The 25,697-nt window shown below is 44.9% G+C and carries 22 protein-coding genes and 1 riboswitch; of the genes, 19 read left to right on the top strand and 3 right to left on the bottom strand.

Annotated elements, in window-relative coordinates; translation table 11 throughout:
* The first annotated feature begins 466 nt into the window (after window positions 1-466).
* From add to NSQ99_RS11250, 4 genes are all read left to right on the top strand, one after another.
* Window positions 467-1,513, top strand: coding sequence for an adenosine deaminase (add, locus tag NSQ99_RS11265; protein ID WP_340836653.1), 1,047 nt, complete (start codon window positions 467-469; stop codon window positions 1,511-1,513).
* Between the two features lie 31 nt (window positions 1,514-1,544).
* Window positions 1,545-2,870 (top strand): deoxyguanosinetriphosphate triphosphohydrolase family protein, encoded by a 1,326-nt coding sequence (locus NSQ99_RS11260; protein WP_340836651.1) that lies wholly within the window; start codon window positions 1,545-1,547, stop codon window positions 2,868-2,870.
* Between the two features lie 194 nt (window positions 2,871-3,064).
* Window positions 3,065-5,326 carry a heavy metal translocating P-type ATPase gene (locus NSQ99_RS11255; RefSeq protein WP_340836649.1) on the top strand — a complete coding sequence of 754 codons (2,262 nt, stop codon included), beginning with the start codon at window positions 3,065-3,067 and terminating at the stop codon, window positions 5,324-5,326.
* Window positions 5,313-5,993, top strand: a complete 681-nt coding sequence (locus NSQ99_RS11250) for a sulfite exporter TauE/SafE family protein (protein WP_340836647.1) — start codon at window positions 5,313-5,315, stop codon at window positions 5,991-5,993. The genes NSQ99_RS11255 and NSQ99_RS11250 overlap by 14 nt, the downstream gene beginning before the upstream one ends.
* Window positions 5,994-6,025: 32 nt before the next feature.
* Here NSQ99_RS11250 and NSQ99_RS11245 read toward each other — a convergent pair whose 3' ends face one another.
* Window positions 6,026-6,862, bottom strand: a complete 837-nt coding sequence (locus tag NSQ99_RS11245; protein WP_340836645.1) for an AraC family transcriptional regulator — start codon at window positions 6,860-6,862, stop codon at window positions 6,026-6,028.
* Between the two features lie 148 nt (window positions 6,863-7,010).
* Between NSQ99_RS11245 and NSQ99_RS11240 the strand changes: the two genes are divergently transcribed.
* Window positions 7,011-8,309: an alpha-glucosidase/alpha-galactosidase gene (locus NSQ99_RS11240; protein ID WP_340836644.1), complete on the top strand. Its 1,299-nt coding sequence runs from the start codon at window positions 7,011-7,013 to the stop codon at window positions 8,307-8,309.
* 206 nt (window positions 8,310-8,515) lie between these two features.
* Here the strand turns inward: NSQ99_RS11240 and NSQ99_RS11235 are convergent, their stop codons facing one another.
* On the bottom strand, window positions 8,516-9,130 hold the full coding sequence (locus NSQ99_RS11235) for a hypothetical protein (protein ID WP_251665387.1): 615 nt from the start codon (window positions 9,128-9,130) through the stop codon (window positions 8,516-8,518).
* Window positions 9,131-9,319: 189 nt separating this feature from the next.
* Here NSQ99_RS11235 and NSQ99_RS11230 point away from each other — a divergent pair, with 189 nt between their 5' ends.
* The 3 genes from NSQ99_RS11230 to NSQ99_RS11220 all read left to right on the top strand — a co-directional run bounded on the left by NSQ99_RS11230 (window position 9,320) and on the right by NSQ99_RS11220 (window position 12,695).
* Complete coding sequence (locus tag NSQ99_RS11230) at window positions 9,320-10,039, top strand: response regulator transcription factor (protein ID WP_340836642.1); 720 nt, start codon at window positions 9,320-9,322, stop codon at window positions 10,037-10,039.
* The gene (locus NSQ99_RS11225) at window positions 10,029-11,261 is read left to right on the top strand and encodes a sensor histidine kinase (protein ID WP_340836641.1); all 1,233 of its coding nucleotides are present in this window, start codon (window positions 10,029-10,031) and stop codon (window positions 11,259-11,261) included. The genes NSQ99_RS11230 and NSQ99_RS11225 overlap by 11 nt, the downstream gene beginning before the upstream one ends.
* 204 nt (window positions 11,262-11,465) lie before the next feature.
* Window positions 11,466-12,695, top strand: coding sequence for a polysaccharide deacetylase family protein (locus NSQ99_RS11220; RefSeq protein WP_340836639.1), 1,230 nt, complete (start codon window positions 11,466-11,468; stop codon window positions 12,693-12,695).
* Window positions 12,696-12,799: 104 nt separating this feature from the next.
* Here the strand turns inward: NSQ99_RS11220 and NSQ99_RS11215 are convergent, their stop codons facing one another.
* On the bottom strand, window positions 12,800-13,240 hold the full coding sequence (locus tag NSQ99_RS11215) for a hypothetical protein (RefSeq protein WP_251665384.1): 441 nt from the start codon (window positions 13,238-13,240) through the stop codon (window positions 12,800-12,802).
* 125 nt (window positions 13,241-13,365) lie between these two features.
* Window positions 13,366-13,562: riboswitch (cobalamin riboswitch) on the top strand.
* 197 nt (window positions 13,563-13,759) lie between these two features.
* Here NSQ99_RS11215 and NSQ99_RS11210 point away from each other — a divergent pair.
* The 11 genes from NSQ99_RS11210 to NSQ99_RS11160 all read left to right on the top strand — a co-directional run bounded on the left by NSQ99_RS11210 (window position 13,760) and on the right by NSQ99_RS11160 (window position 25,652).
* Window positions 13,760-14,770, top strand: coding sequence for an ABC transporter substrate-binding protein (locus tag NSQ99_RS11210; protein ID WP_340836637.1), 1,011 nt, complete (start codon window positions 13,760-13,762; stop codon window positions 14,768-14,770).
* Window positions 14,771-14,773: 3 nt separating this feature from the next.
* Complete coding sequence (locus tag NSQ99_RS11205) at window positions 14,774-15,817, top strand: FecCD family ABC transporter permease (protein ID WP_340836635.1); 1,044 nt, start codon at window positions 14,774-14,776, stop codon at window positions 15,815-15,817.
* The gene (locus tag NSQ99_RS11200; RefSeq protein ID WP_340836634.1) at window positions 15,814-16,635 is read left to right on the top strand and encodes an ABC transporter ATP-binding protein; all 822 of its coding nucleotides are present in this window, start codon (window positions 15,814-15,816) and stop codon (window positions 16,633-16,635) included. The genes NSQ99_RS11205 and NSQ99_RS11200 overlap by 4 nt, the downstream gene beginning before the upstream one ends.
* A gap of 68 nt (window positions 16,636-16,703) precedes the next feature.
* Window positions 16,704-17,780, top strand: a complete 1,077-nt coding sequence (cobT, locus tag NSQ99_RS11195; protein ID WP_340836632.1) for a nicotinate-nucleotide--dimethylbenzimidazole phosphoribosyltransferase — start codon at window positions 16,704-16,706, stop codon at window positions 17,778-17,780.
* A 212-nt stretch (window positions 17,781-17,992) separates the two neighbouring features.
* Window positions 17,993-18,634 carry a bifunctional adenosylcobinamide kinase/adenosylcobinamide-phosphate guanylyltransferase gene (cobU, locus tag NSQ99_RS11190; protein ID WP_340836631.1) on the top strand — a complete coding sequence of 214 codons (642 nt, stop codon included), beginning with the start codon at window positions 17,993-17,995 and terminating at the stop codon, window positions 18,632-18,634.
* The gene (cbiB, locus tag NSQ99_RS11185; protein ID WP_340836629.1) at window positions 18,631-19,626 is read left to right on the top strand and encodes an adenosylcobinamide-phosphate synthase CbiB; all 996 of its coding nucleotides are present in this window, start codon (window positions 18,631-18,633) and stop codon (window positions 19,624-19,626) included. The genes cobU and cbiB overlap by 4 nt, the downstream gene beginning before the upstream one ends.
* Entirely contained in the window at window positions 19,608-20,444 is an 837-nt protein-coding gene (gene cobS / locus NSQ99_RS11180; protein ID WP_340838778.1) for an adenosylcobinamide-GDP ribazoletransferase, read from the top strand. Before cbiB ends, cobS begins: the two co-directional genes overlap by 19 nt.
* Window positions 20,445-20,550: 106 nt before the next feature.
* Window positions 20,551-21,648 (top strand): threonine-phosphate decarboxylase CobD, encoded by a 1,098-nt coding sequence (gene cobD / locus NSQ99_RS11175; protein WP_340836628.1) that lies wholly within the window; start codon window positions 20,551-20,553, stop codon window positions 21,646-21,648.
* 1 nt (window position 21,649) lies between these two features.
* On the top strand, window positions 21,650-22,396 hold the full coding sequence (locus NSQ99_RS11170) for an adenosylcobinamide amidohydrolase (protein WP_340836627.1): 747 nt from the start codon (window positions 21,650-21,652) through the stop codon (window positions 22,394-22,396).
* Window positions 22,397-22,413: 17 nt separating this feature from the next.
* On the top strand, window positions 22,414-24,192 hold the full coding sequence (locus NSQ99_RS11165) for a stalk domain-containing protein (protein ID WP_340836625.1): 1,779 nt from the start codon (window positions 22,414-22,416) through the stop codon (window positions 24,190-24,192).
* Between the two features lie 131 nt (window positions 24,193-24,323).
* Window positions 24,324-25,652 carry an IS3 family transposase gene (locus NSQ99_RS11160; RefSeq protein ID WP_340834771.1) on the top strand — a complete coding sequence of 443 codons (1,329 nt, stop codon included), beginning with the start codon at window positions 24,324-24,326 and terminating at the stop codon, window positions 25,650-25,652.
* Window positions 25,653-25,697: the final 45 nt, after the last annotated feature.

Raw genomic sequence — 25,697 nt, 5'->3', positions numbered from 1 at the left:
CATATGGGATGAAGAGCGTACATTAGCTTGCAGAGTAGTCGCTGACCAGCATTAGACTATTTCTTGCAAGAAAACAGTTTTACAGTCGACTGTTCTAATGAAATAAACAAGCGTAAGAAAAACGTATACTCCATTGGATATACTTGTACTGTTACATATAGCAACGATACAAAATTTATAGAAAAAAATGGGGATGCTTTAGCTGTTGATAGCTTTTTACCAGAATCAGAAGTAAGGCTATTCTCTCGAAACCTATTGATTTGAAAAAGGACTACGGCATACCACTATGTGCAAAGGAGATCATCCTCGTTAAGAGTAATTATAGAGGAAATAACGAGAATTTAGATTAATACAGCAATCCTTTGCATAATGTGCTATAGCAACTGGCACTGATGCTTTTTTCATGTTATATTATCTAACAAATCATATACAAAAGCTGGAACTTTCTGAAAGAGAGTGAGATACATTGACATTAACGAATGAACAACTGAAATCAATGCCGAAAATTGAGCTACACCTTCATCTTGACGGTAGTGTGCTGCCACAGACCTTAATGGAATTGGCGGCTGAACAAGGAAAAGAGCTGCCAACGACAGCGATTGAGGAGCTGTCTAGTCTAATGCGGGCGCCAGAGACTTGCTTGGATCTGAATGATTACTTACGCACCTTCGATGTCGTATTGCCCTACCTGCAAACGGCAGAAGCGCTCGAGCGTGTTGCCTATGAGGTTGTTGACCAATGCGCTAGCGATCATGTTCGCTACGTCGAGGTACGGTTTGCCCCGCAGCTGCATCGTCTTGGAGGTCTATTGATCGATGACGTATATGAAGCGGTCATTCGAGGCATGAATCGAGGAGAGAAGCAGTTTGGCGTTATCGTGCGCTGCATCGGTATCTGTCTTCGTGGGCACTCAGAGGAGCAAAACATGGAAGTCGTAGAAGCGGCTCAAGCATATTTACATAAAGGGCTTGTTGCTGTTGATCTCGCAGGCGCTGAAGCATTGTATCCTCCTGAGCTGTATGCTCCAGTCTTCGTTCGTGCACAGCAGCTTGGTATTCCGATAACGATCCATGCAGGTGAAGCAGGAGGTGCGCAGAATATCGAAACCTCCGTCCTCAAGCTTGGAGCAACACGTATTGGGCATGGTGTACGGCTACAGGAGGACTCGCATCTTTTACAGCAGATGGTTGAGCGCGGCATTCCATTAGAGTTCTGTCCAATTAGTAATTTGCAGACAAAGGCGGTGACAGCTTGGGAGCTGTACCCGATTGTTGACTATATGAACAAAGGAATTAAAGTAACCGTTAATACCGATAATTTAACGGTTTCTCATACATCCTTAACGAAGGAGCTGCTTACGCTTCAGCAGCAATGCGGACTGACGACGGAGGATATTGTTCAGCTTCAACGGAACGCAGTTGAATCGATATTTCTCGAGCAGCCTGCGCGTGAGGAATTCATACAAACGTATGATGCTGCGCTGGAGCAATGGATTAAGAAGCTGGATATGTAATGACATGACAGCCTAGAGAGGAGAGCGCATCATGAAGAGTATTCGAAAGTATCGGCTTAATGATCGCGAGCATATAAAATCAAGTGAAGATCGAGAAGAATACGAAAAGGACTATGCTCGGCTTATACAATCCCCTGCCTTTCGCAGAATGCAGGGCAAATCACAAGTGTTTGGTGCAGGCTCAGGTGATTACTATCGCACGCGCTTAACGCATTCAATAGAAGTGTCCCAAATCGCACGCGAGTTATCGCGCAAGCTGGGCAAGCAGTATGCATTCTTGAATCAAGAAATACATCCCGGATTAAAGCTTGTACCAGAGGTCGTCGAAATTGCTGCACTTGCTCATGACCTAGGTCACCCTCCGTTTGGTCATCGCGGAGAGGAAGTTCTGAACGATATTTTACGGACACGGTATGATGATTACTATGAAGGAAATGCACAAAATTTTCGTATACTAATGTTTTTGGAAAAGCGCGCGGGCAGTGATCGAGGACTAGATCTAACCGCAGCTTCCTTGCTGGCGGTGAACAAGTATCCGACACAGCTCGGTAAGGATGGGCAGATTAAGGGTGTTTATGCAAGCGAGTGGGAAGGCATTAGCTATTTGCGCGATTTATGGCAGATGCCAAAAGGCTGCCGCACGCTTGAGGCACAGCTAATGGATTTGTGTGATGATATCGCCTACTCAACACATGATATTGAGGATGGAATTCGCGCCGGTAAAATCCAGCTGACCGAGGATTTTTTACTTGATTCCAGACGTATTGACAGTGTTGTAAAAGAAATTGTAGAGGATCCTGCAAGCATGTGCTCATTGCACTGGTCTAACATCGACGTGCGAGAGATGGTCAGCAATGTGCTAGGAGATTACTATAAGCAGTGGAAAAGCATCTATGAGCAGTTTGGACGAGAAACCTCTCGTTCACGTCGAGAAATGAAGGCTCAGTGGGTGAATTACTTCGCCTCGCTTGTTGGCATTATCGATGATCCGCATCATAGCGGCTGGAAGAAGATTACCTTCGTAAAGGATGGCGCAGAGGACGTCAATACGCTTCGAACGATGGAAATCTTGAAGAAGCTTGCTTGGGTGACGATGATTAAAGATTTTCGTGTGCAGCGTCTGCAGAAGCGTAGTGAGAATATGCTGCGAAAGCTGTGGGAAAGCCTAGAGGATGAAGCGACAGGGAGATTAATCCTGCCGCCCGACTGGATTGAAACCTATGATCTGCATAAGCAAAAGTACCCGTGGCATCGATTAATCGCAGATTACATGGCGGGGATGACCGATCATTACGCGGAGAAGGTTTACACGGAATTGTTCGCAAGCAGAAGCGGCTCCATCTACGAACGAGATTAGTGGCGTAAAGACCTATCCAACAGATGGCAATCAACTGGTCGTGATCAAAAGTAAAAAGCAGAAGCTCTTTTCTTAGAGCTCCTGCTTTTTTTATTGCAATTATGTCCGCTACCTAAGTAAATGTGGACTAGCAAGCCGTCCTAGCGCATATAAGTAAATGATCCTTGTTCGTTCGGAAGTAAAGGAGGGTTAATATGCAGCAGCAAAATGAATGGAATGAAAACGAGCTGGTGCTCTCCGTTAGTGGGATGAGCTGTTCGGCATGCGCGACTAGAATCGAACGTAGCTTATCGAAGCTGCAGGATGTAGAGCAGGTAGCAGTAAGCTATCCGCTGCGTACTGCATGGATAAAGGGCGATCCAGCTAAGCTAGAGCTAAGTCAAATTATAGCAAAAATTATATCGCTTGGATTTCAAGCAAAGCCATATACAGCAGCAATTGATGAGATGAAGCAGGAGAAAAAGATGCTTCAAAAGCGTCTGATCCTTGCGATCATCTTTACCTTGCCGCTATTGTGTTCGATGGCCGAGCATATACCGATGCTGAGTCCTTTATTGACGTTATTTCCTGATTGGCTATTTGCCCCTTGGCTGCAGCTGCTACTAGCGACCTGTGTTCAATTTTTTATCGGCTTACCCTTCTATATTAGTGCCTATCATGCCATTCGAGAGAAGCTAGCTAATATGGATGTGCTCGTTGTGATTGGTACTTCGGCAGCTTATATCTATAGTCATTACGAGGTGTTTGCCAATGGATTGGATGGTTTGCTGCATTATGCGAGGTTCGATCAGCCTTCACTGTATTTTGAGACGTCAGCCGTTGTTATAACCGTTGTATTGCTTGGTAAATATATTGAGCTTTCAGCTACGCTAAGGCTGCAGGAGCAGCATGAGCCCTTTGCACAGCTTCAGATACATGAGGTAATGGTGGAGCGTGATGGACATATATTCCCGCTGCGTCCGGCTTATATTGTCGCTGGTGATCGTGTTCGACAATCAGAGGGAGATATTGTTGGAGTCGACGGAATGATTCTTGCAGGTGAGGCTTATATAGATGAATCGCTGCTCACAGGTGAGCAGCAGCTAATAAGCAAATCAGCTGGTGATAAGGTTTGGGCAGGTACGACAATTAGTCAAGGTGCTTTAGTGATTCAAGCAATAACAGCGGGTAATGACACCTTGCTGCAGCGGATTCGTGAGCTGGTTAAGCAAGGTCGACGCTCGAAAACTAATATACAGCGTCAGGTGGATCAAGTCGTGCGGTGGTTTGTTCCCATCATTGTCGTACTAGCTGTTAGCACTGCGGCGATGTGGATACTGCTTGGCGCAAGCGAAGCGACTGCTGTATTAAGTGCCCTTGCTGTTCTACTCGTTGCGTGTCCTTGCGCACTCGGCTTAGCCGCTCCGATCTCACTTGCGATCGCAAGCGGTCGTCTAGTGAAGCATGGCGTCATTGTGAAGGACGCTAGCATTATTGAGCGGCTGCATCATGTAGCAGAGGTCATGTTCGATAAGACAGGTACGTTGACGGAGGGCAGATTAAGTGTTGGATTCGTGCATAGCTTCTATTATTCAAAGCAAAAAATGATCGCGATCGCAGCTGCATTAGAGCAATATGCAGAGCATCCTATTGCGCAAGCGATAAGGAGCTACGGAGAAGAGCTAAACGTTAAATTGTACGAGGTGAGCGACGCTGAGCATAAGCTCGGACATGGCGTTGTAGGGATAATCGGAGAGCATCGATATATGGTAGGGAATGAGCGCTTGTTAAAGCTTGAAGGGAAGGTGCTAGCGCCCTATGTATCGATCATCGCTAAGGAACGCTTTAAGCTCGGAGAGACACTATGCTATATCTATGAGGATGACCGGTGCATTGGACTGATTGGCTTGTCCGATCAGATTAAAAGTACAACGATCCCGGCAATCAATGCTCTGAAAAGAATGAAGATTGATGTGAGCATGGCGACTGGCGATCATGAGGGCTCTGCTTACCGTATTGGTCAAGAAACGGGCATCGCACATATGCATGCTAACTTGCTCCCCGATCAAAAGCTCGAGTTAATAAAGCAGAAGCAGGAACGCAATCGTGTTGTAGCCATGGTAGGGGATGGCTGGAACGATGCACCAGCACTAGCAGGAGCACATATCGGTATTGCGATGAGTAACGGCACGGAGGCTGCGCTGCATGCTGGACATATGACCTTGCTGCATTCAAAGCTGACGAGCATTCCTGTATCGATTCAAATGAGTCGCCTTACTGTTAAAAATATAAAGCAGAATCTGCTCTTTGCTTTGATGTATAACTGCCTCATGCTGCCCGTTGCTGCATTAGGTTATCTTAAGCCATGGATGGCTGGCGTTGCGATGTCTCTCAGCTCCCTATGCGTTGTGTTTAATGCATTGCTGCTGCATCCTCGCTTGAATAAGTTGGAGGGATCTGAGCATGACATTAAGTAGTCTCATTCTCGTGTTCGTTACTGGTTTAATGAGTGCTGCGCATTGTATCGGCATGTGCGGCGGTATTATAACAGCGGTAACGCTGCAATCGAAGCTATCAGCCCTGAAAACGAATCTGCTATATCACATAGGACGCGGCTTCTCGTATACGCTGTTTGGCATCGTGCTAGGCATCATTGGCAGCTTTATTGAGGTGGCAGGAGACTGGAGCGGGATCAAGGGGGTAGCTTCAATCGTTGGTGGCTGTATGCTTCTGCTGTGGGTATGGCGAAAGATTCAGATCCCTCAGCTTGAGACGGTCTCAGCTCATGTACATGCAAGATTAATTAAGGTCGTTCAATACCTTCGCGGCGGCGAGCGAGTATACATATTAATGACAGGTATCGCATTTGGATTTTTGCCTTGTGGCTTAACGTATGCTATGGGAATGCAGGCAGCTTCAACTGGCACATGGTATGCAGGTGGACTGACGATGCTCGTTTTTTCACTAGGCACATTGCCAGCACTTGCGCTGACCGCATCGATCTCCGCAATCGCAACGAAGCAGTGGCGCAGAGTGATGTTTAAGATCGGTAATGGGGCAGCCATTATCATTGGCATATTAGCGATTATGAAAGGCTTGGCTGCCAACCACGTGATTCCATCGATCCATCATTGGCTTTGGTAATCGGAATTAATCTTATTAGTATGCTAACGCACTTATCGATGGGCAGCCTGATATTGTGATGGGGTCATACCGACCTGGCGCTTAAATAATTTGGAAAAGTATAGTGCATCATGAAAGCCAACAGCCTGTGCAGCCTGGTGGACGGGAATTTGCTGAGCAAGCAGCAGCTGGGCTTGCTCTAGCCTTACTTTGATGAGATACGCTAGCGGTGACATACCGTGTATTTGTCTAAAAAGCTTCGATAAATGACTGCGATGATAACCTGCTCGTTCAGCTAGCTCCGTAATTGTTAGTGGAAGCGGATAATTAAAATCTATGTAAGCAACGACCTCATCGATAGCGAGCTGAGCTGGTGATTTGCGTGAACGCATCGGGAGCTGCTGCTCTCTTTCCTCGCTGTAACGAGCTAGCAACAGCTGCAGATGAGCTGAAGCTTGCAGTGCAGCAGGCAGGCTGCTCACTGCAAGCTGTTGACGAATTTGCTCGAAATACTCGCTCACCTCCGTAAAGGGGATGCTTCGTATAATGGGCTGCTCAGCTGTAATGCGACATGCCTGCAGCATAGGCTTGAAGCGGCTTCCTCTAAAGCCAACCCAGCAGTAGCGCCAAGGCTCGTCTTGATCGGCTTGATAACGTACGGATTCATCTGGAAAGATAAAAAAGCTATCCCCCTCTGAGAGCTGATAGGTAACGCCTCGCATCGTTGCGCTGCCTTTACCTGAGATAACGTAGTGGACAATATAATGAGAATGAATGAGCGGTCCCATATAGTGCAGTGGATCCGTTTGTGATTGTCCTGCGAACAAGATCTCATCGACCTGAGGATCGAACGAGGTATGAATCGCAATATACTCTAGTTTTTCCGACATCGTTGCTCTCCTTTCAATATAATGCAACATTTGTCCATGAATTTGCTTGTAATTATCTATAGGCTTATTGCTTGCGAGCAAGTATATTATAAGTGTTCGATCTTAATAAATTCAAGTAAATCAAGAGCTTGAGAAGGAGAGATGATACGTGTCCAAAATTACATTCCTCGGTGCAGGTAGTACAATATTTGCAAAAAATGTACTAGGTGATTGTATGCTTGTGCCGTCCTTGCAGCAGTTTGAATTGGCAATTTTTGATATTGATCCTGTTCGACTTAAGGAATCAGAGCTTATCCTGAACAACGTGAAGGAAACGGTCGGCAGCAGCTGCCGAATTGTTGCCTATGCTGATCGTAAAGAGGCGCTGCGTGGTGCCAAATATGTCGTCAATGCGATTCAGGTAGGTGGCTATGATCCTTGTACGATTACAGATTTTGAGATTCCTAAAAAATACGGCTTACGTCAAACGATTGCCGATACGGTAGGGATCGGCGGAATATTTCGCAACCTGCGAACGATTCCTGTTATGCTTGATTTTGCTAGGGATATTCAAGAGGTGTGTCCAGATGCGTTGTTCATTAACTACACGAATCCTATGGCGGTGTTAACGAATGTGATGAACACGTATGGCGGGGTCAATACAGTTGGCTTATGTCATAGTGTACAAGTATGCGTGAAGGATCTGTTATCTCATCTCGGCATTGAAAATAAAGGCGTGAAGTCAAAAATCGCTGGAATTAATCATATGGCATGGCTGCTGGAAATTACGAAGGATGGGCAGGATCTATACCCTACAATTAAAGCGCTTGCCAAAGAAAAGCAAAAGGAAAAGCATTATGATATGGTACGCTTCGAGCTTATGGACAAGTTCGGCTATTATGTAACCGAATCAAGCGAGCATAACGCGGAGTACCACCCATACTTTATTAAATCAAAGTATCCAGAGCTCATTGATCGTTTTAATATCCCGCTCGATGAGTACCCTCGCCGCTGCATTGCGCAAATCGAGGATTGGCAGCGTAAGCGGGATGAAATTATGGCATCAGCAAGTCTAGGGCACGAGCGTACGCATGAGTATGCTTCCTACATTTTTGATGCGATCGAGAATGATAGGCCATTTAAAATTGGTGGTAATGTGATGAACACAGGTCTTATTACGAACCTGCCGAAGGAAGCATGTGTAGAGGTTCCATGTTTAGTTGACGCCAATGGCGTACATCCAACCTATGTTGGGGATTTGCCTCCACAGCTAGCTGCATTGAATCGTACGAACATTAATACGCAGCTGCTTACGATTGAAGCAGCGATGACACTGAAAAAAGAGCATATCTATCATGCTGCTCTGCTAGATCCACATACGTCTGCTGAGCTGTCAATGGACGATATTGTGGCGTTATGTGATGAATTAATTGAAGCGCATGGAAGCTGGCTGCCTAAGTATCAATAAGCAGGCTGGATTCATGTTTATCAACAAAAAAAGCGCAAGCTCAAAGCACGGGATAGTGATGAACTCCCTAATTGCTTACAGCTAGCGCTTTTTTATTGCAATGACATTTTGTTAGTTGCTCGTTTGAGCTTAATAAAGCATATGCAAGAACTAAAGCGTACAAGCTGTGACTGACAGCATGTACAACGGATGAGTCGCGAAAGTGATTAATCTAACCCATGCTGCTCACGTATAAGATATAGTCCGTTAACGAGCGGCTCTGCCGGATCACGATTCAACAAATACAGTGTCAACAAATATTGAATCGGCATTGCGCACACGTTGTTGCCATCCTTGATCGAAGGAAAGCCCGCTTCAAGCACAGGTCCAACCTTTTCATGCACGCTAATATTAATATATAGCTTTTCCGTATTGAATTCTTCACGGACGGATGAGGCGCAATGAGGCATAATCTGCTGATCAAACAGCTTTTTACTTTCCTCTTGGCTTTGTGGCGGTGTAGGCAGCGGTTTGCTGACCTGCTCATCGATCATATCGATAAAAAAGGAAGCAAGCCATTGCTGTGCGCGAGCGGCATCCTTATGCTTTTCCAGCATTTCATTCATTAAGAATCCACAAGCGTACTGCTTATCCGAATCATTATCCTTTAGCTGATAGGCAAACAATGGGCCAAAGCCCGGATGATTCATAATTCTTCCCTCAACTTGGAAGCTTTCAAATTCCAATTGCAGCATTTTAAGTGATCGAGAGTAGATCGTTGAGATCAGCTTTTTAGCTTCTTCGATTTTCTTGTCTTGGTTTTCATTCACGTCTGTTGTCATTAGATAGGTTTGCCTCCTTCCCTAAACACATTCTACCATGTTCGCTCGTATGGGTGAAATGATTATTATGAAACTGATTCGTTACTTACGAATAATTATACATAAATTTGCCAGTTCTCGACAAAATCTATAAACTATTATTGATAGTCTGCTAGAAATAATTATGATGAGATGAAGTGAGGTTTAACGATGGCCGTTGCTACAATACTGATGGTTGACGATGAATACGAGATTATTAAGCTAATGGAAATATACTTTAAGAATGAAAACTATAAGCTGCTTAAGGCGAGCAACGGGCTTGAGGCATTGGAGCAGCTCGAGAGAAATGTAGTAGATCTCATTGTGCTGGATGTGATGATGCCAAAGATGGACGGGATCGAGGCATGTATGCGAATTCGCGAGAAGAACCATATACCAATCATTATGCTGTCGGCAAAAAGTCAAGATATTGATAAAATTTCAGGACTTAGTGTTGGTGCAGATGATTATGTAACGAAGCCATTCAGTCCTCTGGAGCTTGTCGCGAGAATTAAGGCGCAATTGCGACGCGTTAATCACTTCCAGACACCGAGAAAAAATAATGAGGATGAGATACGTATCGATCAATTAGTCATTAATCGCGCTTCCCACGTTGTAACGATTGATGATGAGGTCGTCAAGCTTACGCCGCGTGAATTTGCCATATTGTTATTGCTTGCTCAGCATGCTGGAAAGGTGCTTAGTATGGATCAAATCTATGAGCATGTCTGGCAGGATCCCTTTATGGAATCGAAAAATACAGTGATGGTACATATCCGCAAGCTTAGAGAAAAGCTGGAGGCTGATCCGCAAAAGCCGCGCTACATACAGACCGTATGGGGCATAGGATATAAGCTTAAAGGTGATATGCAGGTGAGCGATGATGACTAAGCGCTGGATATTCTCGGTACGTTGGAAGCTGCTGCTAGCGATGCTGCTAAGTGCCCTCATAACGGGTATTGTGTTGTTTGTAACGGCTACGCTTGCTTCAAGCTTAATTGATAGAGAGCCGTTCAGCGGACCTATTAAATGGGGGATCAATACACTTGGCTCCACCGTTATATTATGCATAATTGGCGGATCACTCTTTATCACCTGCTATATTTTATTTACCCGTTCGGTCATTACACAATTGCTACAGGTGCAGGCTGATCTTAAGCAAATGAGCAAAGGCGACTTTCAGCTTAGCGCTCAGCATGGTTCCTATGATGAAATCGCCGTTATCTCTCAACACGTTCACGAAGCAGCAGATGGGCTGAATCGATACATTAATGAAATCGTTGATGGTCTGCGATTCATTGCTGAAGGAAAGCTGGAGCATACGATACCTGTAAATGAGAATCATAAGCTCGGTGAAGTAGCTCTAAATATTAATCTTATGGCACAGCAGCTTAAACAGCTCATGGAAGAGGAGCGCAGAACCGAGCAAAGTAAAAATGACTTGATCACCGGCGTTTCTCATGACTTACGGACGCCTTTGACCTCCATTTTAGGTTTTTTGGAGGTCATTAAGGATGAGCATTACCGTGACGAGGTAGAGATGATGCATTATGTCGACATAGCGTACAGTAAGGCTGAGCATTTGAAGCATCTTATTGATGATTTGTTTGAATATACACGAATGAATAACGGGATGCCGCTAGCACGGGAGCCGTTGGCACTTGACGATTTCCTCCACCAGCTAATGGAGGAATATGAACCTTCCTTGCAGAAGGCTGGGCTTATGGGTCGTTTAATGATTGAGAAGCAGCGGGTAACCATTACTGCGGATGGTGCATTGCTTGTACGAGCCTTTGCTAATATTATTCATAACGCAATGCAATACGGGAAGGATGGGAAGTACGTCGATGTAACGCTCCGAGCTGATGAGGCGCACGCTGTCGTAACGATTGCTAATTATGGAAACCCGATACCTGCAACGGATTTGCCATTTATCTTCGATCGATTCTATCGATTGGATAAGTCTAGATCGCTAGAAACAGGTGGCACAGGGCTAGGGCTAGCGATTGCGAGAAGCATTGTCGAGCTACACGAGGGCACGATACGAGCGGAAAGTGATACGCATCGTACCGCCTTCCTGTTGAGCTTTCCGCTTTACGTAGAGAAGCATTAAGGAACAGAAAATTAAATGAATACGAATACGATAAGCCTACAAGATGACTCTGATTCTGTTAGAGTCATCTTTTTGTTTGTGTAGTCGCACATTGTTTAGAAAATATGTGGATTTCTTAAGGAAATGTTAAGCATTTCTAGCCTTCGATATTAAGTTTTGCTCGCTATACTGAGCAAGAACTAAAACAATATGGAGGCGTTATCGTTGAAGACATTATCTCATTCATTGAAAGCAATAATACTTTTTACAATGCTTACATTCGCAGCTGCATGTTCAAGCAGCACAGCAACAACTGCAGCAGTTGAACCAACCTTATTATTAAATGGGGTAGAAATTGAAAACTCCGGCTTAGTAGAAAAAAAGAATACGATGTATGTACCCGCTTCATTTATAACAGAAACACTTGGAGCGAGCATAGAGAAGCCGAAAGTGACTACTGAGAACGATGAGAGTGGGCTTCAGCCTGATGCGGAACAGTTAGAGGAGTTAGATATGGGCGTTTATTATCGTAATCAGGTGGCAGTGTTGATGTACCATGCCATTATGGAGGAGCCGACCGATGCCAGCATCATCTCAGCAAAACAATTCCGCGAGCATATGCAGTGGCTGAAGGAGGAAGGCTTCACACCTATATCGATTGAACAGTATGATGCATTTATTCATGAAGCTGCGGAGGTGCCTGACAATGCTGTATTAATTACATTCGATGATGGCTATGAGAACTTCTATACGTACGCGTTTCCTATACTGAAGGAATTCGGATACGCTGCGGTTAATTTTGTAATCGTGTCTGGCGTTGATGATCCGAGCCTTCCAGGAATAAAAAAGCTAAGCTGGGAGCAGATGCGAGAGATGAAGGAGCAAGACATCGCTTTCCACAATCATACGTACGACATGCATGCCTTTGGGGCAGTGAATGGAGAAGGCATTGAGCTTCCTGTAACGATAAGCAATCTCTATAGAGCTGAAGATGATCGAATGGAAACTGACGAAGAGTATATCGCAAGAGTTACGGATGATCTAAGCAAGGCTGAGCAGCGACTGCAGGAGGAGCTAGGTAATACGCTATCGGTCATCGCCTTCCCGTACGGTGCATACAATGAACGTCTGCTGAATATCATTGATAGCCTCGATATTCGTACAGCCTTTACGATACAGGCTGGTATGAATACGGCAGACGATAAGCTAGGCTATCGTATCAATGCAGGGCGCTCCGATCAAACGGCAGAAGAGCTGCTATCAGTACTTAAACCGAAGCCAGTTGAAATTACCGACCACACGATGCTTCTTAACGGTAAGCTTGTAACGTTTACTAGCATCATTAAGCCTGACGGAAATTACCCGGCCCTATATCCATTGCGTGAGGTGAGCAACGCGCTAGGTCTATTCATTGGCTTTGATAAGGAAACGAGAACGGTGATGTTGACAAAGTAGCAAGGTACCATCATATAGAAGCAAGCCATGATTGGTCAATCAATCATGGCTTGCTTCTTATTTTATCGATGAACAAGCGTTGTAAGCACGACTGATGAAGAGGATTAAAGCACCTCGAACGGATAGTAAAGCTGCAGTATCTCATCTGGTTGACCCTCAAGCTGAAAGCTGGCAGTAGCTACCCACTTGCCAGGCATTAAAGGAGCTGCTGCTACACGATAACTGGTATCAGAGTCAGCAGACAAACTCGATGATACGATGCCACAATCCATGTGCAGCATTTCGAGCTTTATGACAGGATCAATGAGCTCTACCTGAGTTGCTGAAGTGATTTGCAGCATAAACTCACTTTCTTGAAGCGCATAGTGCGTCGAGGTAGTTGAAACAAGGTCAATATCAATATCCCCTATCGTAATATGATCTGAAGCTTCAGCGAATACTGCGGTGTCATTCGAACGGGCGGACCATGAGTAGAGGACACCGATAGCTAAGATGAGCGCAAGCAGGATAAGCAGAGGAGATGTCTTGCGACGGGTGTTTTCCATATATAGATCCCCCTTTTGTCGAACAATTGTCAACATTAGCTATATGCGCATGAACTTGTTCAGTATTCCTCCATAGACAGCAACAAATGGAATGTGTATAGTTATATAGTACAATTTCATATTAGACTTAGGTTCTATGCTATAGTGTTTCACTTGTTTTCAGGTAGACACAGTATAGATGAAAAGGGAAGCCGGTGTAATTCCGGCACGGACCCGCCACTGTAAAGATGGATACGAACGTATCAGGCGAAGCAAGAAGCCACTGGCGAAAGCTGGGAAGGCTGCTGAGCTGAACATCGAAGTCAGGAGACCTGCCTAAGTTGGTACAAGCATATCCTACGAGGATTTAGGAGGTGTTGGGCAGCTAGTTGCAATCATTTCGAGCGAAATGGTTGGTTCGCAGTGTCTCCAACATGGAGGCGCTTTTTTTGTTTAAATGCACCAGTAGTAGTGCATAAACAAAGGGGAAGATTGTTGTGTTGAAATACGTAGAGTAAGAGAAGCAGAGGAGAAGAGAAGATGCTACAAAAGAAGACATTGCTACAATGGGTTACGTTATTATTATGTATGGTGCTGTTGCTTTCAGCATGTGGCAACGATAATAATGCTACAGAGAATAATTCATCAAACGTCAATACTCAAACGGAAGACACTGCAAGCTCGAACGAGCAAGCAGCGGAAGAAGATGCAGCTGAAGATGCTGATCAAGCAACGGCTTACCCACTAACGGTTACAGATATTACGGGTCAAGAGGTTGTCATTGAGGAGCAGCCGGAAGCCATTGTATCGCTAGTTCCAAGTGAGACAGAAATTGCATTTGCAGTAGGTGCTGGGGACATCGTTGTCGGCGTTGATGAATTTAGCAACTACCCAGAGGAAACGGCAAATATCGCAAAAGTTGGCGATATGAGTACGAACATTGAGGCGGTCGTTGCCCTCAATCCTGACCTTGTGTTAGCGAACGATGGCATGAATACAGAAGCGATTGGAAAGCTTAGAGAGCTTGGAATTACGGTCTATTCCTCCAATCCTGTTACTTATGATGAAACAGTTGCTCATATCGAACAGGTAGGGGTATTATTAAATAAGCAAGCAGAAGCACAGGCTGTAGCCGACCATATGAAGCAGGTTAAGGCTGATATTCAAGCAAAGGTTGCAGAGGCTGATAAACGCAACGTATATTTAGAGTTTTCACCGGGCTGGACTGTAGGCAACGCGACTTTTCTTGACGATCTTGTAACGATTGCTGGTGGTATCAATATTGCTGCTGAACAGCCAGGCTGGTACGAAATTGACGGAGAAGCCATTATTGCAAAAAATCCTGATGTTATTATATTCCCTGATTTTGGAGAGGAGCAAAGCTCAATTCTAGCAGGTATTATGAGTCGACCTGGCTGGGATGTGGTTGATGCAGTGAAGAATGATCGCTTAGTAATGGTTAATAACGATCCACTTGTTCGAGTAGGTCCGCGCTTAGTCGACGGCTTACAGGATATTGCTGCTGCTATTCATCCAGAGCTGTTTAACTAAACTATGAAAAGAAAATTGATGATATACGGAGGAGCAGCAATGCTCCTTCTTTTCGTAACAATCTTCGTCGCGCTTTCCTTAGGCTCATCTGGCATGTCGATGGTTGATGTATGGCATATTCTATGGCTGAGCTTGCCGTTTAATGATGAAGTAAGCACGATATACAGTGCTGGAGAGATTGCTATTGTTACACAAATACGATTATCTCGCGTGCTTTTAGGTGCTCTAGTCGGCGCATCACTTGCACTAGCTGGAGTTGGCTTTCAAGGTGTGCTTCGCAATCCGCTCGCTGACCCCTACACACTTGGTGTTGCATCGGGTAGCTCGGTTGGTGCAGCATTTATTATATTAATGGGCTATCAGATGCTTCTTGGCTTATGGACGATTCCGCTTGTAGCCTTTGTTACTGGCATGATAACGATTATTGGCGTCATTATGCTCGCACGTCATAAGGGCTCAATGCAGATACAGACATTAGTGCTTGCTGGTGTCATTATACAATCCTTCTTAGGTTCATTCGTTTCGTTAATGGTGTCTTTGTCTGATGGTGTCGTCAACGAAATTCTGTTCTGGATTATGGGATCGATAGCGATGAAGAGCTGGGAGCATGTCTATTTGCTTATTCCATTCGTCGTTGTATCGCTGCCGATTATGATGATGTACAGTCGGATATTGAATTTGTTAGCGCTTGGAGAACGAGAAGCAGCGTATCTCGGAGTGCAGGTTGAACGAAGCAAATTTGTGATGCTGATGATCTGTACGCTGTTAACGGCTGCTGCTGTATCCGTTTCAGGGGTTATTGGCTTCGTTGGCCTCGTCGTTCCTCATTTGCTGCGATTAATGGTAGGACCAGACTACCGACTGCTTGTCCCATTGTCGGCGATTGGCGGTGCGATCTATATGATCATGGCTGACACCGTTGCAAGACTTGTTCTAAGTCCGAAGGATTTGCCGCTTGGTGTTGTAACGGCATTAATTGGTGCTCCGATCTTTACCTATTTACTCGTAAAGCGTAATAAAAAGGAGGGCGGTGTTCAATCACTATGATAAAGGTAGAACAGCTCTCGTATCACTATGGTGACCGTAGCGTGCTTGATAAGTTTAGCTACCGCTTCAGCAGCTCGAATTTCTATGGAATTATTGGTCCGAATGGAGCGGGCAAATCAACGCTTTTGCAGCTGCTTGCAGGTGTACGAGCTCCATTGAGCGGAAACGTGCTATTGGATGATGTACCGCTAAGACAAATACCACGCAAACAGCTTGCTAGACGTATAGCCGTGCTGCAGCAGGGAGGCCTTCCCGCACTTGGCTTCACAGTACGAGAGGTCGTAGAGATGGGGAGATTCCCATATCAAGGCTGGCTAGGCGGTGACTTGGATAATCGGAAGGGAATCGTCGAGGAAGCATTATATTTAACTGGGTTAACTAAACTGGCTGATCGATCACTGGAGCAGCTAAGTGGCGGAGAGAGACAGCGTGTCGCTTTGGCGAAGGTTTTTGTACAGCAGCCAGACATTCTATTGCTCGATGAGCCAACGACGTATTTGGATATTGGCTATCAGCAAATGATTATGGAATTCGTGCAGCAATGGCAGCAGAACCAGCAGCTGCTCGTTATTGCGGTGCTGCATGATCTGAATGCTGCGGCACTATATTGTGACGAATTGCTTGCACTAAGCAACGGCCGTTTACTGGCTGCTGGATCAGCTGTGGAGGTATTAACTAGTCCTAATGTAGCAGAGCTATATGATGCCAATACGTTAATTATTACGCATCCAGAGCAAGCTGTACCTCAGCTGCTGCTACAGCCGAATAAGGATAATACTAACAGGTACTTTGCAGGTGACCATAAGCAGAATACCTAGAATATAGAACCAGCTATACTTATTAAAGTTATGATCAACTCAACATGAAATATATAGGAGAGAATGTAATGAACACGACATGGACCGAACAACAATTATTGCAATACGTATCAACGATTAAACCGCCCAACAAGGACGCTTTTAAGGCTGCACAGCAGCATAGCGATCAGCTGACAAAGCCCCCAGGCAGCTTAGGCAAGCTGGAGTATACCGCGGCACAGCTCGCTGCTATGACAGGGGAGCTGTGGCCAGATCTATCTAAGCGCACCGTCATTATTATGGCAGGAGATCATGGCGTATGTGACGAAGGAATAAGTGCATTCCCCCAATCAGTTACACCACAAATGGTACATAATTTTTTGCAGGGTGGCGCAGCAGTCAATGTACTGGCTAGAGGAGCGGGTGCAGACGTTGTTTGTGTCGATATCGGAGTAGCAGCAGAGCTGAAGCATGAACAACTTGTGTCTCGAAAAGTAATGTATGGCACGCACAATATGGCGAAGGGTGCGGCGATGACGAGAGCAGAGGCCATACAAGGCATTGCAGTTGGCATCGAGCTCGTTGAGGAGCTGTATAATAAAGGCTCGCGAATGTTTGCTACGGGAGAAATGGGCATCGGCAATACGACGCCAAGTGCAGCGATTGTTGCTGTTATGACAGGACTTTCCGCAGAGCAAGCCGCAGGTAGAGGGACAGGCATATCTGACCACATGCTGGCTCATAAAATCAAAGTAATCGAGCAGGCCATTCAAGTAAACGAGCCAAAGCGCAACGATCCGCTTGATGTACTTAGCAAGATTGGCGGCATTGAGATTGCAGGCTTAGTTGGTGTAATACTTGGTGCGGCAAAGCTGCGTTGTCCGGTTGTGCTTGATGGGTATATTTCAACAGCAGCAGCACTTATCGCTGCAGCAATTGTGGAAAATAGTACAGCGTATATGCTTGCTTCTCATCAATCACAGGAGCAAGGACATCGTCATGCGTTATCCTCGCTTGGCTTAACACCTTGCATTCAGCTTGATCTTCGTGTCGGAGAGGGAACGGGAGCTGTTTTGAGCTTTCATTTTATTGATGCGGCACTTAAGCTTATGCAAGAAATGGCTACATTCTCCAGCGCTGGCATTGATGGTCGCAACGACCAATAATGTGAAGGGTCTTAATTGGAAATTTATTGTCATTTATAGATGATTAACGGTGGATAATATTGATAGTTAATGTCGTTAATTGTCGCTGGTCAATACGATAGATGTATTATATTTAATGACATAAACAATTTTAGGAATCAATCCATATGTACTAAACTGTTGCGGGCTATTGCAGGATTTTTTGAAAAGTAATGAGAAGTAATTGAAAAGTATTGAGAAGTATTGATGATCAATGTAACAGCATAAAGTATGATGGGCAGGAAGGGACGAGTACGGTGGCGATATTTGTAACTGGAGGCGCACGCAGCGGCAAAAGTCATTTTGCCGAGCAGCTAGCGTCAAAAAAGCATGACAGTGGTATCTATATTGCAACCTCTGAAGCGCTAGACGATGAGATGGCTGAGCGCATACGAAAGCATCAAGCGGATCGAATCAGTAGTGGCTTCGATTGGGATACAGTCGAAGTTCCGCTTCAGCTATCGGATAAGCTGCGCGAGCTGGGGTCAAGAACGAGCGATGAGATGAGTAGGCGCGTTGTGCTTGTTGATTGCTTGACGCTATGGCTTAGCAATTGGTTTTTTGCGCTTGAAGCAAAAGCTAATCGCGAGACAATGCTGCAGCATGAGATTGAAAGACTGGCGGGAGAGGTTAGCGAATATCGATATCCACTTATTATCGTAAGTAATGAGGTAGGGGACGGCATCGTGCCGATGGATGCGCTAAGCCGCCAATATCGTGATGCCGCAGGACGACTGAATCAAGCGGTAGCCCGTCATTGTGAGCAAGCGTTTCTTGTTACAGCAGGCATCCCTATTGATTTGAAGCGCTTCGCGTTTCAGTGGGATGAGCTATGATATTTTATAGCTTAGAGGAAATATGTCTCATGATTGCTGCTGCGATCATTATTGATTGGCTCGTTGGTGACCCAAAGTGGCTTACACATCCAGTGATCCTAATTGGACGATGGATTAAGAGAGTGGAACGCTTGCTTTATAAAGAGGAGAAGAGCGTCAATCAATCGAATCGAACGCTAATATATCGAGGCAGCTTGCTTGCGGCGAGTACCTTGCTCGTTAGTACTGGTTTAATAATGCTTTTGAGCTTCGTCAGCTGGTGGATTCATCCTTGGCTTGGCTATGTAGTGAATACTTGGTTTATATCCACTACCATTGCAGTTAAAGGCTTAAAGGATGCTGCTATGCTTGTCTATCATCCTTTAGTTGAGGGGAATCTAGCGGATGCAAGAAAATATATTGGCTATATCGTCAGCAGAGATCAAGAGGTTATGGAAGAGCCAGAGATTACAAGAGCAGCTGTGGAAACTGTCTCAGAAAATATCGTAGACGCTTTTATTTCTCCGATTTTTTGGGCATTGGTTGGCGCGGCGCCGCTAGCGATGTGCTATCGTGCGGCGAATACACTCGACTCTATGGTTGGCTATCGTAATGAAAAATATGAGTATTTTGGAAAGTGCTCTGCAATTATAGATGATATACTTAATTATATACCAGCACGTTTGACAGGCATATGTATAGCAATCGTTTGCTGCATTATACCTGGCTGCAACGCAAGAGGCTCTGTTAAGTCGATGCTTGCATTCGCTCGTCGACATCCAAGCCCGAATAGCGGGATTCCTGAATCAGCAGTTGCAGGTGCGCTCGGTATACAGCTGGGCGGCCGCAATCGATATTTCGGTGTTTGGCAGGAGCGTGCAATTATGGGCTGGGGAACCGAAGCTTTGCGTGCAGCACATATTAAGAAGTCCGTAGTGATATTATATAGTGTTTCTATTCTAGTGTGGGCAGGGGTGATGATAGCGTGGCTCATATGGAACGCGATCAAGTGAAGGAATATGTGTATGCTTGTATTGCAGCATTTCAATTTCTAACCCGAATACCTATACCTGTGGAAGTTCCCTTCGACAAAAAAACACTCCAACGCAGTGTGATCTTTTTTCCAGTTGTAGGCGTTGTGCTCGGCGTAATAATAAGTGGAGTAGCTGCCTTGCTAGCTTTTGCGGCACCGCCGATGATTGCGGCAGTGCTAACCTTATTGCTATGGGTTTTTCTTACTGGAGGGCTACATCTTGATGGATTAATGGATACGGCAGACGGCGTGCTAAGCGGGAGAGGCCGCGAACAAATTTTGGATATTATGAAGGACAGCCGAGTTGGCTCATACGGTGTTCTTGCTGCTTGCTTCATATTACTGATAAAGTTTGCAGGGCTATATTATTTGTTCGAGCAGCATGCAGAGCAGCAGCTAGGGATTGCATGGCTGCTGCTTGCGATAGGCGCTGCTAGTATGTGGAGCCGCTGGTGGATGGTCATTAGCATCTCAAGCTGGAAGCCAGCCCGTGAAGGAGGACTCGGTCAACTATTTAACGGCATTAAACTTCAATATGTCAGTGTGGCGACAGCGATCTCGTTGTTTATATATTTAATGGCATTAATGGTCTATGTTGTCGTGATTAGTGGTAATCTGTATTATGTATGGCTGTCACTGCTTATCCCAATATGTAGTGCGATAGTTGGCTGGCTGATTGCCAAATGGCTAAAGCGGAAGCTTGGTGGCTTAACAGGCGACACGTACGGGGCAATGAATGAGATTGTTGAAGCACTGAATGTCATTCTTGTCGTTATATTTATCTACAGTATTCTGTGACAATTAAATCAAGTTAGGATACTGTAACGTATTACGATGCTATACAAATTTTCGAATGTGCAGGTAAGCTGATCCTGCACTTTTTTATTTACTAGGAGGTATATCTATGCTTGAAAAATACGGTCATGGCGGAGATTTAAGATCTGCTTCGGAGCTTTTTGGGAAGAATGTAGATGAGCTGCTTGACTATAGCTCCAATATGAATCCACTTGGCCCCCCTAAGTCCTTTAAGAAATCGATTGAGGATTACTGGCAGCATATCGTTCATTATCCAGATCCTGTGCAGCGCGAGCTCGTTGCAGCAATTGCTGATAAGCATAAGCTTAAGCAGGAGAGCATTGTTGTAGGAAACGGTGCTGCAGAGCTGATTGATCTTATCGTTCGACAGCTTCAGCCTGCGAAGGCTGCACTGCTGATTCCTTCTTTCGTGGAATATGAACAAGCGATTGTAAAGGCTGGCTGTGAACCCATCTATATCGAGACAAGTGAACAGCTTGGCTTCATACCTACACTAGAGCAGTTACAGCAAGTTCATGCTTCTAAGCGTCCTGATCTATACATGCTAGGTTATCCGAACAATCCAACGGGAACACTTATTCCTATGGAACACATTCTTTATTTGCTTGATGAAGGTGCGACGGTTGTCATCGATGAAGCCTTTATTGACTTTCATCTTGAGGAAGAGCAAATTACGATGATGCAGTGGCTAGAAAGGTATGATCGTCTGTTTGTCATTCGCTCGATGACGAAGTTCTATTCAATCCCCGGTATTCGGCTTGGTTATATGGCGGGTGATGAGCGAACCATTCGTGCACTAAAGCAGCTTCAAGTTCCATGGAGTGTAAATTCATTAGCTCAAAGGCTAGGCTGCATCGCCTTCTCTGAGTCAGAATTTGCTGATCAGACGAAAGCTTGGCTAGCGGAGGAAATCCCGTGGATGAAAGACGCCATTGAACAGCTACACTTAAAGCCGTATGCGACAGTTACCAACTACATGCTAGTCGGTATAGGTGAGCATTACGCTATTAATAGTAAGCAGCTGCAGCAATTAATGGGCGCGCGTGGCATTCTAATTCGTGATGCTGCAACATTTCGTGGCCTTTCAGATCGCTATATTAGACTAGCTATTAAATCACGCGAGAGTAATCACATGATGCTGCGTGCGCTTGCCGATGTGTTGAAGGATTATCGGAAGGATGAGTGAAATGTCACAAAGTCATGATAAGGATCTCGTACAAGCTGTTCAGCCGTTCCGAAGCGGTGTGGCACATTTTCGTGCAAGCAGCATCGAGCATGTGGATGTATATTATGAGGAGCCTACCATTCTAATGACAAGTGATCAGCATTGGGATGTAGTCAGCAATGCAGTGTATGGTGGAGGCTTCAGCAGCGCAAGCGCTGCAGTTAATGTGCGAGTACCGTTGGATTATGCGAGCGACACTCCTGCCTTTGATTATGTACAATGGCTGCAGCAAGGGAAGCTTAGCGAGCAGCATACTGCCGGCTTCATGACAGCTGCGAAGCTAACACATGCAGCATTCTGCGAATGGACTGATGATGATTTTGCACTACTAGTTATGGCGACAGCTGGCACCTCCAACGCCGCAAGAGCAGGCATGAACCGTGTTACCTATGCTGGCTATCATGCGGGGACCATTAATGTATTCATTTGGATTGATGGAAGAATGAGTCAGGCTGCAATGGTCAATGCTATGATGACGGCCACCGAAACGAAGTGTTCTGCGCTAGCTGATCTTCAAATCATCGATAAAGAGACGAACCGCATCGCAACGGGTACAACAACTGACGCTATGTTTTTAGCAGCAAGTCAGGCAACCACATACCGCCATGAGCATCAATATGCGGGCACAGCGACAACGTTAGGCTGTCAGCTGGCAAGGCTAGTCTATCAATCGATCTACACAGCCGTAGCTACCCAGCAACAAGATTAAGCATCAAGGAGAATATAATGAAAAAAGCAATACTTGCACAAGCAGCTCTTATGAGCTGCGTCGCAGCGATTATCCTGATCATACTTGCACCAGGAGCTGCACATGCTGCAGCAACGAAGACAACGCAGCTCATCCTATACTTAGACGAGCAAGATGCCTACCGCAATGGAGAGCTTGTAAAGCTAGATTCTCCTGCTACCGTCATTCAAGGGAGATCGTATGTACCAGCCAAATTTTTAGCAGATTCATTCGGGTTAAAGGTTACTTATAGCAATGAAACCAAGCAGGTTACTTTAATATCAGAGCGTGACCATATTATTTTCGATACGGCTCATGACACGATTATAGTGAATGGCGAATCTAGGCCGAACCAGCATATTGCGCGCATCATCAACGGTCGAATTATGGTGCAGCTTTCATGGCTATGCGACTATATGGGAGCCAACTATACTTATTCAGCGGAACAGCGGAAGGTGCTGGTAACCTATGTACCACAGGCTATAGAGAATGTAGATGAAAGACTAGGCTCGCCGCCAATCGCCAAGTTTGCAGTAGATAAGTCATCCTATGCAATCGGTGAAACCATTACGTACACGAATCTAAGCTATGATCCGGACTCGGAGAGCGTGTCGCTGTCTTGGACAGGCAAGCAAGATGCATTTTTCACAGCAGGTGAGCATGAGGTAACCCTTGTTGCGATGGATCGTAATGGTCATCGTAGTGAACCGTATACAAGAACGATCACGGTTACCGATCGCGTGCTGTTTGATGAGTTTGAGTATAGCGTATATACGAGCAAGCCTGGGAGCTATGTTAAAGCTACCGACAGCTTGTTCAATGCAGCGGCATTAACGATTCCCGAGGCAAAGAAAACTGTTCATTACTCGAGTGACCGCAAGCTGCTTGTAAGCGACAGTCCTGAGAACATTAAGCAGCCAGGTATTTTATACGAGGACAGCATCAATGGCAAAGCAAGATTGTATGCCAATCACGTCAACGCTTCAGGTCAAGCGATGGAGTTTGCCATCCTAGCAACGAATAATACTACGAAAGCTATTTCACTGAACACAACGAACCAAGGGGAAGTATATCCTTCAAAATATGCGATGCTGCTCGGTAGTGAATCGGTCATCGACTTTCTAATGTATAACGAGTCACAGGAGTCGTTTACGATCGCACCGGGAGAAACGATCGTTTATCGCCAGTTTCCTACGTTTCAAGATGGGTACGGTATAAATACGATGTATGATGTAGTGTCGACAGGAGAGCTGCTTATTTCCTTCGTAGCCGCAAGCAATATTGATCGCTCCTCACTGTCTTTACCGAAGCTTGCGTACGAGCGTCATGTTCGCGGCAGCTTCCATCAATCAGATATTACATGGACGATAGAGCCTAGTAAAACTAGTAAGGCTAAGAAACCTAAAATCCAGCGTGTAGTGATTGGTGATGGACAAAGTGATCCTTTCCTACAGGGGTATGATCCGCAGCGCGGAGAAGCAACAGCTTTAAACGGAAATTATGGAGTCGTCTATCATATGACGATTAAAGAGCCGGGCGATATGGCCATTATGGTGATGGCACGCGGCGGACGGTTCAAGGGTGCATTCAAGGTCAATGGTCAATTTGTGCGTGTCCCTGCATCTGGTGCATTAACTCCCTTCGATGGGCTAGTAACGATTGCCAAAACGAAAGCTGGAGACGAGCAGGTTACGATAGAGTTCAGTCCACCGGCTGGTTCATCATTTCCGCTCAACCTTATCCTATACCCACTCGATTCAAGAGTGAACAAGCTATAATGCTGCAAAAGAAAAGAGAGTCGCACGATAGAATGGTACCTGTAGTTAAGACACTTGAAAAAGAGTGTGCGAACTACAGGTTTTTTTATATACTAGAAATTAAGATTAGAGGACGAGGACTAGAGGCTACTATGAGTAAACTATTATTTTCACCCAAAGATGTACAGCTACTTCAAAAGAATCCAAATGTACAACAAGTTAGTGAACGTACCATTACGTATACAGATGCATTCAAAAGTAAGTTTATCGATGAATACTTAACCGGGAAAACACCAAGACAAATCTTCAAGGAATACGGATTTGATGAAAAAATGATTGGTATCAAACGAATTGAACAATCTTCATCACGTTGGCGAAAAGCGTATGAAAAGAATGGTTTAATCGGGTTAACGGATACACGAAAGTCTGGATCAGGTAGACCATTAAAGCGTGAATTAACAATGGCTGAAATAATGGAAAGACAGGCTGCACGTATTCAGCTATTGGAAGGGCAGATAGAGCTGCTAAAAAAGCTCGAAGCGACAGAAAGGAGGCTACTAAACGAAGGCCAAAAAATAAGCACAAATAAGATTTTTCAATTACTTTCAGACACACTCACTACGTTTCCATTTGAACGCATGGTAACCTATTTTTGCGAACTATTAAATGTTTCTCGTTCAGGCTATTACAGCTTCTTAAAAGCGCGAGATACGCGAGTAATTAAGGAACAGAAGGATTTAGAAGCACGAGATTTGATTTTAAGAGCCTTTAATCGGCGTGGTTATAAAAAGGGCTCACGTTCAATCAAGATGACGCTTGAACAGGATTACAAGTGTGTTATGAGCCGTAAAAAGATCCAACGCATCATGCAGAAGTACGGGATTGTCTGTCCTCACCGCAGACCAAATCCTTATAAACAAATAGCAAGAGCAACGAAAGAACATCGTGTTGTGTCAAATAAATTAAACCGAGAGTTTAAACAAGGTGTCCCTGGGAAAGTACTTTTAACGGATATCACCTATTTGCCGTATAACGGAAAGTGTATGGCTTATTTGTCGACCATAAAAGATGGCTCTACCAACGAAATATTAGCTTATCATGTCTCGGACCGAATCACATTAGACATTGCAACAAAAACGATTGAAAGGTTAGTACGCAATAAGAAAGTCAAACTCCACCCAAAGGCTTTTATTCATTCAGATCAAGGATTTCATTATACAAGCCCGAAATATCAAAAACTACTAAAGAAACACAATTTAGATCAATCGATGTCACGCCGAGGAAACTGTTGGGACAATGCGCCTCAGGAATCATTTTTCGGTCATTTTAAAGATGAAGTGAACTTTGAATCTGTCCAAACTCTGGATGAACTTAAAGCGAAAATCGATCATTACATCGTCTATTACAACAATTATCGTTACCAATGGAATTTAAAAAGGATGGCTCCTGTACAATACAGAAACCATCTCTTAGTTGCGTAATCTCTTTTTTTTACTGTGTCCTTGACATAGGTACCACTTTACGAG

This window comes from Paenibacillus sp. FSL W7-1287 (assembly GCF_038004245.1).
Taxonomy (GTDB): Bacteria; Bacillota; Bacilli; order Paenibacillales; family Paenibacillaceae; genus Pristimantibacillus; species Pristimantibacillus camelliae.
This window is presented reverse-complemented; position numbering and strand designations above follow the sequence as displayed.